Below are 12,605 nucleotides of genomic sequence, written 5' to 3' on the forward strand. Positions count from 1 at the left end.
TTCGCCAGGCGGTCACGGGCCTCAGTGTCGCGGGGATGTTCACGGGTCTCGCGCTCAGCAGTGCACCGTCCGCCGCCGCGTCGACCGCGGCGGAGACCGAGACGATCACGCAGTCCGCGAGCGCGGGCCCGGCCAGGGGGTTCTGGGCGGTCTCCCACAGCACCAAGGCCAAAATCAGCGGGACGTACCAGTACTGGTACGCGGGTCGGGCCGGGGGCCGTGCGCTCTACGACGGCAGGTTCATGGGCGCGACGGCGGAGGACCGTGTGGCGGGTGACAAGTACCAGGCCGTCCTGGCGCTGAAGTACGACGAGTTCGTCGGCGGCGCGTGGCGGCCGGTAAAGAACCGGGTGGCCGTGGTCAACGGCACCAAGTCGTGGTCGTTCAAGAACAAGGCGAACGTGGTCGCGTACGCCTGTGACCGCAAGGTCGGCACCAAGAAGCTGCTCAACTGCGACTCCTGGAGCTTCTGACAAACGCCGCGTGGGTCTTCGCCGCAGGGAAGCGAAGACCCACGCAGCCGCCTCGGGTCACCCGGCTCAGCTCAGCAGCTCCACCTGCGCAAGATGCCCCGGCCGCCGGTGAACACCAGGCGGCACTCAGGCGCGTTCGGCGGCTTCCTCGGTGGCGTGCCAGGCGGCGCTCTAGGGCTGTGGCATGGGTGGCTCCGTTCACGGGTGATCGCGACCACCGTGCACCAGAAACCGCAGGGTATTTGGACTGGATGCCCTGCGGCTTGGACTCGGCGTATGCAATCGCCGGTGCCCGTGGATCCGTGGATCTGGGCGGCAACGAACAGGGCGGGTCATTCGTCGACCATGCCTTGGGTTCCGGTGATGGCCGGCGAGGGGCAGTAGTCGGTGCTGCGGCGGTTGAGGCGCCGGTGGTCGGGTGGGCACTGCGGGCCGCAGAAACCTTCCCAGTCGGCGAAGCGTTCCCTCCGCTCAATCTCCGGTCCTCCGGTGAAGGAGCCGGTGGCAAGGAGGTGCTCGAGGCGGGCGGTGAATCGCTGGCCAAAGTCGGGGCCGATGCGGTGGGCGAGGGCGAGGAGTTCCGTGACCAGAACAGCGGCGCCGTCCTCGTTGAGGAGGTACAGGTCGCGGGCACGATCGGTGGTCCTGTTGATGCGTCAGCGCGGCCTGTCACGTTCGACGCGGACCCGGATGGTCTGCGACATCGACGCCCAGCGCACTGCGGCGGTGACGTCCCGGCGCAGCTGTATGGGGTCGGCGAGACCGATGGGGACTGGATCGCGCGGTGAAGACCCGCTGGGGCCTCGCCATCGACACCACCGAACAGAGCGCTCAGCAGCATCTTCACCGACTGCCCCAGTACCCCCATCCCAGTCACCCTCGCCCGCTGAAAGGTTGGGCCTCTGACCTGGGGGACCAGCGCAATCGGGTCTGGACCCTGCGGGTGGAAGTGCCGGTCTCCCGCTGAGAACTCTGCGGGAGACCGGCAGTGGGAAGGGGTGCTGAGTGGTTTCAGCCGATGGCGATCCTGGTCTGCCAGTACGCCTTCGGCGTGATGATCTCTGTGCCACTGCCCGACAGGGCGGTCTTGCTGCCGGGGTAGAACCTCACTTGTCCGGTGGAGATGACCGCCCAGATGTCCGGGATCGCGTCGTTGTTCACGTCGGGTGTGCCCATCAGCAGCGGGATGGCGGTGCTGGACCAGCCGGAGGCGCCGTACTCGGTGTCGGCTCCGCCTGCGGAGTTGGCAGCGGCGGCCAGGGAGGTGAGGTTGACGCCACCGGTGGTTGCGGCGATGCCCTTGCGGAGCAGCAGCTGTCCGGTCGGGGCGTGGCGGTAGACGATGTCGGCGACGCCGTCGCCGCTGACGTCCATGACGGTCACCAGGTCCCGGTCGAGCCAGGGTGATGAGGACAGTTGGGTGGCCTGGTCGATGGTGGCGCCGTGGTAGCCGGTGAAGGCCCACAGCGCGTTGCCGATGGTGGCGAGGAAGTCCGTGCGTCCGTCACCGGTGATGTCGCCGGCGGCGACGATCTGGGTGAGGGTGGACGGGCTCGGGGCGCCGGGCGGCAGCAGGATTTCGCGGCGTTTGTCGATGTTGACGGCGCCGTAGCCGTCACCTGGGTACACCCACAGCTTGCCCTCGACGCGCACGATGAGGTCTTGGAGGGCATCGCCGCCGTAGATGTCGCCGTTGTGGGTGATCAGCGCTCCCTTGAAGTGTCCGCTGGGAGCGGCCACGTAGGGGGGCAGGTCGTCGCCGTTGGGATCCTTGTCCGGGTTGGCGCGGTAGGCGCCAGGCATGGAGTAGTCGAGGTCGCCGGCTTTGTCCAGTTGCGCGGGATAGAGGGCGAGGTTGCCTTCGGCGGTGACGACCATCATGTCGGGCAGGGCGTCACCGGTGAAGTCGCCGGCTTTGTCGGCCTGGTCGCGGGGGGTGACGTAGAAGAAGTAGCGGGTCGGTTCGGAGACGTTGCCGGCGCTGTCGACGGCGCGGACGTAGAGGACGTTGGGTCCGGCGGCCGGAGGTGTTGCGCTGGCGATGGTCGCGCTGACGGTGACCGCGGTGCCGTTGGTGCGGGCGAGTGCTCCTGGGTAGGAGGGGGAGTTGAAGCCGTACTCGTAGCGCACGACGTCGGTGTCCAGGGCCCGCACGGTGAAGGAGCCGGCTGTGCCGAACTTCTTGGTGGACCACGTGGAGTCCTCGGCGTCGATCCCGAAGCCGTTCTGGCTGCCGTCGGCGTTGGGGAAGTCGGTGGAGGAGATCTTCGGCGGCTTGGGTGAGACGGTGTCGAGGACGAACTGGCACGGAGTCGACGGGTACCACGGGGACGTGACACCAGCGTCGTCGACGGCGCGTACCCGCCAGGAGTAGGCGGTGCCGGCCTTGAGGGTGCTGGTGGAGAATCCGGATGTGGTGCGCAGGGCGGCACTGGTGTCGCCGCCGACGGAGACCTTGCCGGTGGTCTTGAGGAGGTCGCCGGTGGTGCCCCACTGGTTGGTGGGCCAGAGGTCGAAGTCGAGGTAGTTGAGGTTGGCGTCCTTGTCGGTGGCCTTGGCGGTGAAGGTCAGGTTCCCGGAGCCCATGCGGACGTACGGTGCGCTGGTGGTGCACTTGCCGTCCGGGCCCAGGTCGAGGGAGTTGGTGACGATGGCGGGCGCCCGGTTGTAGACGAGTTCCAGGTAGGGCGCGTTGTCGCCGTTGGCCTGGAACTTCTTCCATGCGTACTGGGCGTCCTCGTCACGGGCGCGCAGGCCGAAGGTGATGGTGTCCTGGCCCTTGTCGACGGCCTTCTGGGCGCCGCTCTTGACGTCGAAGGTCTCGTAGGCGTCGCGGCAGCTGGAGTTGTAGCCGTGGGCGAAGCTCCTGGTGGCGAGTTTGTTGCCGTCGTGCAGCTTGGGTGCGTTCTTCCAGTTGGTGTGACCGTTGACGGCGGTGGTGAGGTGCACGCTCATCGAGCGGTCCTGGCAGGACCAGGAGTAGGTCTCCAGCATCACCAGCCGGGCGCTGGTGATCTTGGTGGCCCTGAGGTTCTTGTCGAAGTCGATGTTGAAGTACGAACGCGAGGTGCCCCAGGTGTCGGATTCGAAGCCGACGCGGGCCTCGTGCGTGCCGCCCTTGTTGAAGCCTTTGCCGTTGTAGAACGTGGCGTTGGGGTGGCGGCTGTAGGCGGTGGTCCAGTTCTGGACGTGCTTTTTGACCGACGGGTCAATGAACACCGGATAGACGGTCGCCGGGTCGTTGAGGAAGTCCTGGTCCGGAGTGAGCGTCCACTGGCTCGCGGACAGGTCGGCTATGACCAGTTCGCCACGCGAGTCGGGCGACGGGCCCTCAAGAGAGGGCAGGCTCAGGGTGGTGGAGGAGCCGCCCTGCGAGGGGGCCGGTTCCGCGGGAACGGAGGGCAGCGGCGACTGCGTCACGGGGACGGGTTCGTCGGTGGCCGAGGGCAGGACCTCGAGACTGCCTGCCTGTTCGTCCGTCCCCGGATCCTGCTCCGAGGCGCTGGGCCCAGCGGAAGCCGAAGGGCCGGCTGCACCCGTGGGGTTCGGGGTCTCGGAAGCGGTGGGCTGGGCGGTGGCCCCCACGGTTCCGTCAGTGACGGCCGGGGAGCCACTGTTGTCCCACATCAGCGGCGTCGGAGAGAGCGCAACCTCTTCACTGTCGGTGTCCAGTGCGCTGACCATGCCGGTCAGTGGGTCGAGGCGGAACGTCAGGTCGGCCGAGTGCAGGCCGTAGACGAGCTGGCGCACATGCGGGTCTGCGGCCGCCTGACGGTTCTTCACGACGACGACCTGGCCGAAGCCGTCGTCGTCGGCCGTCAGGACCAGGTCACCGCCGGGGAAGATCTCTGGGTAGAGGATCCGGTTGCCGTCGACGATCGGCGTGGGCACGGGGCCGGGCCAGGTCAGCTGGATTGAGTGGGCGCCGTCGTCGACGTACAGCGTGACCAGCGGTGTTCCCGTGTCCGCGGTGGCAGATTTCACCAGCGACAGGCGCTGGACGCCCGCGCGTGAGGCCCGCTCTCCGTTGTCCTGGCCGGAGCCGGGCGAGAACACCATCCGGGTGTTGGTGGCCTTCGGCTCCCATCCCTGCTTCGTCCGGTGCAGGCTCGGGTCGATCGTCTTCCAGACGTCGCCCGCCTTGGCGCGGATCGGGGAGGAATACAGCCGCTTCACCATCAGGCCGTCGGGCCGGGCCCATGTCGTGGAGGCGGCGGTGCGAGCGGACGTCACCTCGACGTTCCTGCCAGACCTGGCTGCCTGCTCAAGTGCGGTGGCCTCGGTGACCACCGCGGTCCGCCGGCCTTCCGCCTCTTGGGCGTTGTGGTCGTCCAGCCGGAACCCGGCATAGACGATTGTCGTGGTGGCAACCGCGGTCGCCAGAAGTGCGGCAGTGGCCCGACGACCGGGCCTGCGACGCCAAGTGCGCGTCATCGGGCGAGTTCACCTTCCCCATCCCAGTAAAGAACCGGCGGTCAGGACGGAGCTCCCCCACCAGGCAGCTGATGATGACCGATGAAGATCCTGTCGTCACCCGGTGATGAACAGACGGCGGCGTCGGAACGTATCTCATCCCACGGGGTGTCGGGATGACGGACAGGCATGACGCCAGTTCACCAACGGCGCGTATCGCCTCCATTCGCCATGAACTAGCGAATGTTTTGAAGGCGTGCAGGTCAGTACCGGATGAGACGCCCGGATCGAAGGCTGACACGACACTCGCTCCGGATATGTGCATATTCCATGCGCTTCATAGAGCAGTGCCCTGTTACGGAGCGTGATCATAGTCACATGATCACAAGCAACCTGGTGTTCCTTCACGGATCGACCACAGAATCTGCGCTGTTCAGCAAGTCATCGCGCGTGGTCCCTCACCGGTCCCGCTTGGAGTGGTGAGGGACCCCGTCGTGTTCGGCCGACTTCCGCATGCCCGCCGCCGTCTCGCACGCACCGTCGTGCCGAGCATCGCCGCCGCACTCCTGGTCGGGCTGCTGCCCGCCCAGGCGCTGGCGGTGCCACCCGACCCCGACCTCTCTCACGAAGAGACCGGCCGCGAGGCGGTGCAGTTGGAACCGCTGGGGAACGAAGAGCCCGTCCCCGGCACAGTTTTCTCTCGCGACTTGGAGACGCTGAAGCAGGAGGAGCCCGAACCGCAGGTTGAGCCACCGTCGGGCACTACTCCCCCGCCGGCCGACGTAACTGCCCCCGTGAACTTTGGGACCACGACAACCCCGGCGTCCCTGCGCGCGGATACCGCTGATGAGCCAACGGGCATGCTCCCGGCGGGCTCCCTGCCCGTCAGCCTGGGGCAGGCCGCCGGCCAGCCGGAGCCGGCCGGCACCTGGCAGGTCGTCATCTCAAGCCGCACCTCCGCTGCAGGCCAGGGCGTCGACGGCGCAGTGGTCAGGGTGGAAGCACCGGCCACAGGTGCTGTTCCCGTCTCGGTGAAGCTTGACTACTCGAAGTTCGAGAGCCTCTACGGAGCGGACTGGGCCTCCCGCCTGCGTTTCGTGCAGTTCCCCGACTGCTACCTGGACACACCCGACGACGAGGCGTGCCAGGCCTACGAGGAACTGGAAACCACGAACGACGTCGACGCGAACTCGATCACCGCGACCGTCGACCCGTCCGCCGACGGCACCGTGACCCCGGCCTCCGCCACAGTCACCGAGCCCAGCCCCTCCAGCGTGATGCAGGCCTCGTATCGCCGCACCTCCACCCTTGCGACTCCTGCGGCGGCCTCCGGCAGCACGGCGGTCATTGGCGCGGTCGACTCCGGTGCGGGCAAGAGCGGCGACTTCAAGGCGAGCCCTCTCGCCTCTGACGGCAAATGGGAGGCCGGCGGCTCCGCCGGAGCATTCACCTGGTCCTACCCGCTCACCGTTCCTCCGCCGCCCGCAGGGCCGGCACCCCAAATCGCCTTCAACTACAGCTCCCAGACGGTGGACGGCCGCACGGCTGTTTCCTCTCCGCAGGCCTCCTGGATCGGCGAGGGCTGGAACTACGACCCCGGGTTCATCGAGCGCCGCTACCGCTCCTGCAAAGACGACACCAAGACCCTGGATGCCGGCGCGCCCAACAACACCGCCAAGAGCGACAAGACGTCCGACCTGTGCTGGGTGTCGTACAACGCCGTGATGTCCCTGAACGGCAAGACCACCGAACTCGTCCGGGACGCCTCCGCCGGCAGCAACCCCGAGACAGACACCGAGATCTACCGTCCCTTGAAGGACGACGGCACGCGCGTCGAGCACAAGGTAGGCGGCACCAACGGCGACAACAACGGCGAGTACTGGCTGGTCACCACCAAGGACGGCACGAAGTACTACCTGGGGCTCAACCAGGTCGGCGGCGGCCACGCGGACACCGGCTCCGTCTCCACCGCTCCCGTGTTCGGCAATCACCCGGCCGAGCCCTGCCACGCCGGCACCTTCGCCGACTCGCGCTGCGGAGCAGGCAAGCAGCAGGCCTGGCGCTGGGGCCTGGACAAGGTTGTCGACGTCCATGGCAACACGATGATCGTCAACTGGAAGCAGGAGACGAACAACTACGCCGTCCGCAAGAAGTTCAAGACGCCTGAGCAGTACGACCGCTACGCCTACCCGGTATCCATCGAGTACGGCATGCGCAGCGACCTCACCACACCGTCGGCGAAGGTCGAGTTCGGGATCGAGCAGCGTTGCATCGACGAGTCCCCGACCGTCTGCGACTCAGCCAACTTCGCAAAGACCGACGACCCAGGCGCCTACCGCAAGTGGTGGGACACTCCCGGCAACCTCAACTGCAAATCCACCTCCGACATGTGCCCCACCTTCCCGTCGTTCTGGACGCAGCTGCGCCTGACCACGGTGACGACCAAGGCGGCCCGCGCCGGCCAGAGCGGCCTGGGCAAGGTGGACGCCTACACCCTGCACCAGTCCTTCCCCAAGGACTGGTACGACACAGCGCCCGGCCTGTGGCTGAACTCCATCACCCGCACCGGCTTCGCACCCGGCGACACCGTCGGTACGAAGCAGTCGGCCGCCGGCGTCAGCTTCGCCCCCTACACAGTCGGAACCGACTCCCCCCTGCGGGCACGTCTCAAGGACCGCCAGCTGCCCAACCTGGTCCTCAACGGCAAGAACGACCAGCGCCCCGGCTTCACCCGCCCCCGCATCGGCACCGTCTCCACGGAGAACGGCGGCGACATCGAGGTCGAGTACACCGGCGGCTGCCCAGACGAACCCTCCGAGGACAAGGGCAAGAACAACAGCACCTGCTTCCCGGTGCGCTGGTCGCCCGACGGTGACGAGAAGACGCCCGCGAAGGCCTGGTTCAACAAGTACGTCGTCGACACCGTGACCGAGACCGACAAGATCACCTCACACGGCAAACCGGTCACCACCCGGTACAGGTACGAGGACTCGGCCTGGGCCAAGAGCGACGACGAGTTCACCCGCCCCGCCCTGCGCACCTACAGCGATTGGAAGGGCTACCGCACCGTCACCGTCCTCAAGGGCGCCAAGAGCACATCCGAGATCGTCGGCGTCCGCGCCGTCAACTCCCAATCCAAGACCGTCACCCGCTACTTCCAGGGCACCAGCGGAGCCGTGAAGGACTCCACCGGCACCTACACGCTTCTCGCCGACGACGCCGAGCAGTTCGCGGGCATGACCGCCGAGACGATCACCTACGAAAACTCCAGCGGCGGCATTCTCAAGCGCAGCCTCTCCTTCCCCTACTCCCAGCAAACGGCCTCACGCGCCCGCGAGAACGAAGACGGCACAGCAGCCGCCCCGCTCCTCGCCCACCGCGTCGGCGTCAAACGCACGGACGACATCCAGACGGCCGGCAGCAGCTGGCGCGCCGTGCGAACCCTCACCACGGTCGAGGACACCTATGGCCTGCCGGTGCAGGTCCAGACCTTCGTGGTCAAGCCCAGTGGCGGCTCCGAGGCCCTGTCCGACTACACCTGCACGACGTCGACGTACGTCCACAACACGACAGCGTGGCTGATCGGCCTGCCCAAGGACCAACGCACCACAGCAACGTCATGCGTCGGCCAGGCCACTGCCGACCCGGCAACGCAGCTCAAGACACAGGTGCACAACACCTACGACGCCCTGGGCGACAACGCGACACCGGTCAAGGGCCTGCTCACCTCACAGGCCACAAACGACGGTGCCGGCAACGCCAGTGCGGTCGTCACCACGACGACCTACGATCCGCTGGGGCGGGTACGTTTTGTCACTGCACCCGAAGTGGGCACCGCCGAGACGCAGTACACCCCCGCCGACACCGGCGGCCCCCTCACCCAGGTCAAGTCGATCAACACCAAGGACCAGACGACCACCACGACCTATGACCCGGGCCGCGGACTCGCCCTGACCATCACCGACCCCAACGGCCGTGTCACCCGCAGTGAGTACGACGCCCTCGGCCGCCTCGTCAAGGGCTGGTCGCCCTCCGCCCCCGTCACGTCGCCCACCGTACAGATCACGTACCAGACGGCAGTGGCCACTCCCGAGGTGAACCGTCCGGCCGCGGTGACCGTCCAGTCCCTCAAGGACAACGGCTCCTATTCCCGCCAGGTCACCCTCTACGACGGACTCCAGCGCGAAGTCCAGACCCAGAGCGAGGCCCACGGCGCCGGCCGGATCGTCGTCGACACTCACTACGACGACCACGGTCTGGTCGCTGAGAAGAGCGGCGCCTACCTGGCGAAGGGCGAGCCGAGCACTGATCTCTTCGCCCCCAGGTCCAAGTCCCTCATCCCCAGCTCCGTCAGGTACACCTACGACGGCCTGGAGCGCGAGCTTCGCGCTGATACCTACTACGCGGACGTCCGCAAGTACACGGCGACCAAGTCCTATGGGGACACCAGCGTCACCGTGAACCCGGCGGGATCCACGGCGCCGCGGACACGGACCGACGTCGACGCCCTCGGGCGGGTCTCGTCCATCCGCTACTACAGCCAGGATGCTGCCGCCTCCGACACCGGCCGCGACACCGCCTACGAGTACGACGCTCGCGGCAACCGCAGCAAGGTCACCGACACCGCAGGCAACGTCTGGTCGTACGTCTACGACGCCCGGGCGAGGATCGTCTCCTCGAACGACCCCGACACCGGCACCACCGCGATGCGGTACGACAACGCCGACCGCCTGACCTACACCAAGAACGCCCGCCAGCAAGAAACCTTCACCGAATACGACCCGCTCGGCCGGATCCGGTACGTGCGCCACGGCTCGGCCACCGCCAGTCCGGCCAAGGAGTACACCTACGACACGGCGCCCGGCGGGATCGGCCAGATGAAGGAGTCCATCCGGCACACCGCCGACGGCGACTACATCAACCGCGTCACCGGCTACGACGCGGCCTACAAGGTCACCGGAACCGAGACCGTCATCCCTGCGAACTCGATGACGACAGGCCTGTCGGGAACCTACGCCTACAACTACACCTACACACTCACCGGCAAGCCTCAGTCGGTCACTCTGCCCTCAGTGGGTGGCCTGGCGCGGGAGAAGGTCGTCACCCGCTACAACGGCGACGGCCTCATAGAAAGCACCTCGGGTGCCACCTGGTACACGACCGACGCCACCTACTCGCCCTACGGCGAGGTGCTCCGCACGGTCTCCGGCGCCCAGCCCTACCGCGTGTGGACGACGAACTTCATCGACCCCCACACCGGCCGCCTCCAGCGCACCGTCGCCGACCGAGAGACCGCCGGCCCGCACCGCATCACCGACAGCTACTACTCCTATGACGTCTCCGGCACGATCACTTCAGCCTCCCGCCACCTCGCTGACGCAGCCGCAGGAACGTGGGACACCCAGTGCTTCACCTACGACGTCATGGGCGAACTCATCAACGCCTGGACATCGAACATCACCCCCGACGGCAACAGCACCGGCTGCAAAGCAGCCACCGGCACCACCTGGGGCTACAACACCGACTACACCACCTCCTCGGGCCCCGTCGCCGACGCCCCCGACACCGCCGCGGACACCACCACTCCAGACACAGCACTTACCGCGTCCCTCGCGGCAACGGCCCCCGCCGCCGGCACCGTCTCCACGGGCGCTACCGCCTACCGGCAATCGTTTACTTTCGACTGGATCGGCAACCGCGCCACCCTCACCGAGCACGACACGGCTGACCCGGCGAAGAACGCCACGTTCACCTACGGCCACGGCAAGACGCTTCCCAGCGGCACCACATCCCAGCCGCACACCATGACGTCGGTTACCTCGGCGCCAGCGGGCAAGAACAGCACGTACACCTACGACGCCACCGGCAACACGACAGACCGCGACCTTTCCGCAACCGCTCAGGACCTGGTCTGGTCACCCGAGAGCAAACTGGACTCCCTCACCAGCGCCGGCGTGAAGATGACGTATGTCTACGACGCGGACGGCAACCGCATCCTGGAGAACTCACCCTCCGGATCCGTCCTCTACCTGGGCGAAACGGAACTGACCACCAACGCCACGGGCAGCATCACCAAGGCATCCCGCGCATACGGCCAGGCCGACGCACCGACAGTCGTCCGCACCACCACAAGCGGAGCGACGACAGGCCACAAGCTCAACGTCCTCCTCGCCGACCACCTCGGCACCGCAAACACCACCATTGAACTGTCCGGCACCCAGCCGGTCACCCGCCGCGCCTTCAAACCGTACGGCGAAATCCGAGGCACCAAGCCAGCCTCCTGGCCCAACAAACGCAGCTACCTCGGCACCGGCATCGACGACACCACCACCGGCCTAACCCACATCGGCGCTCGCGAATACGACCAGACGTCCGGACGCTTCATCACCGCCGACCCGATCATCGACATTGCCGACCCGCTCCAGATGAACGGGTACTCCTACGCGAACAACGGCCCCGTCAGCAAAAGCGACCCCACCGGCCTCATGCTGGACGCCGAAAGCGGTGGAACAGCCCCCTGCACCAAACCCGAAGGCTGCGTCCGCGACGCCCCCAGTAATTTGGTCCTGTTCGACTGGCACGACGAAGGCAGCGCTCAGTACGACTACAACGGTGACGGATACATCACAATCTTCCCCACCGTGCACGTCCCTGCTAAATGGAAAAAAGCTCCCACCTACATCAATGCGTTCTACGAAAAACTCCGGTATCTCTGCTCCACATACGGCATCGACAACTGCACAGATATGTCTCAGCCCATCGATTCTGCTGCCGTCAACGGCTCAAAGGGTGCAGGTTGCCTGGCAGTCGACAGGAAATGCCCTGCCGGTCTGAGCTGGGGTATGGCTGCAGCAATATCCAATGCATTCGGAGCAGCCGCCTACGGCCCCGAAGGGCCTGGAATTTTCGGCAGCTTTGGCGGCCCCAGGTCTAAATCCCCGAAGTGCAACCAGTGCTTCCTCGCCGGCACCAAAGTACTTTTGGCAGACGAATCCTCGAAGAACATAGAGGACATAGAAGTCGGGGACGAAGTACTTGCAACGGACCCCGAAACCGGGGAAACCGGACCCCGCAAGGTAACCCAGCTCATCGTCACCGAGCATGACAAGCACTTCAACGAACTCACCATTCAGACACCCGATGGCCCGCGCAAACTTACCGCCACCCACGAACACCCCTTCTGGATCCCTGAGCTCGGACAGTGGATCGCGGCCCAAAACCTGGTACCCGGCATCACCCTCCGCACCGAGGACGGAACCACCGTCTCGGTCGTGGCCAACCGCGCATACCAGCAGCGCGCCCGCACCTACAATCTCACCGTCGATGAGCTGCACACGTACTATGTACTCGCTGGTGCCACGCCGGTTCTGGTTCACAACAGCAACGGGTGCACAAATTGGGCCGCAAACAGCGTGAAAACGTGGGGTCATACATTCAAGACTCATGGTGCCGGAGCGAAGAACACGAAGTCTCTGACCGATCGCGCTCGTAGTACCGGGAATCAGCAGGGCCAATGGCTGGACAATGACGCCGCTGCAGAGTTCCTTAAGGGTCTCCATGTCGAAGGAGCCGGTCCCAGGTCGGTGCGCCTTCCGGACGGGTTGGGGCAGGTTATTATGCCGGATGGGAGTATCGTCCAAGCGCGGGCAGCTACCGTTGTCCCGAGTCCAAACGGGCTGTACAAGACAGGATTCCCAATTGTTGGCCCTTAGGAGGCTG

The 12,605-nt window shown here is 66.3% G+C and carries 4 protein-coding genes; 3 read left to right on the plus strand and 1 reads right to left on the minus strand.

Annotation, left to right across the window (positions count from 1 at the left end):
* Positions 1-35: 35 nt before the first annotated feature.
* On the plus strand, positions 36-473 hold the full coding sequence (locus ACFYO5_RS35610; RefSeq protein WP_388717222.1) for a hypothetical protein: 438 nt from the start codon (positions 36-38) through the stop codon (positions 471-473).
* A 302-nt stretch (positions 474-775) separates the two neighbouring features.
* A complete protein-coding gene (locus tag ACFYO5_RS35615; protein ID WP_388717225.1) occupies positions 776-1,261 on the plus strand; it encodes a hypothetical protein in 486 nt (161 codons plus the stop codon).
* A gap of 223 nt (positions 1,262-1,484) precedes the next feature.
* On the opposite strand, the gene ACFYO5_RS35620 is transcribed toward ACFYO5_RS35615, so the two are convergent.
* The gene (locus ACFYO5_RS35620; RefSeq protein WP_388717228.1) at positions 1,485-4,907 is read right to left on the minus strand and encodes a DNRLRE domain-containing protein; all 3,423 of its coding nucleotides are present in this window, start codon (positions 4,905-4,907) and stop codon (positions 1,485-1,487) included.
* 473 nt (positions 4,908-5,380) lie between these two features.
* Between ACFYO5_RS35620 and ACFYO5_RS35625 the strand changes: the two genes are divergently transcribed.
* Complete coding sequence (locus tag ACFYO5_RS35625; RefSeq protein ID WP_388717231.1) at positions 5,381-12,598, plus strand: polymorphic toxin-type HINT domain-containing protein; 7,218 nt, start codon at positions 5,381-5,383, stop codon at positions 12,596-12,598.
* Positions 12,599-12,605 lie beyond the last annotated feature (7 nt).

It is taken from the genome of Streptomyces sp. NPDC006259, assembly GCF_042870975.1.
Lineage (GTDB): Bacteria > Actinomycetota > Actinomycetes > Streptomycetales > Streptomycetaceae > Streptomyces.

Coding starts and splice junctions, on each gene's coding strand:
- ACFYO5_RS35620 (WP_388717228.1), bottom strand. CDS start 4,907: ATGACGCGCACTTGGCGTCGCAGGCCCGGTCGTCGGGCCACTGCCGCA.
- ACFYO5_RS35610 (WP_388717222.1), top strand. CDS start 36: ATGTTCACGGGTCTCGCGCTCAGCAGTGCACCGTCCGCCGCCGCGTCG.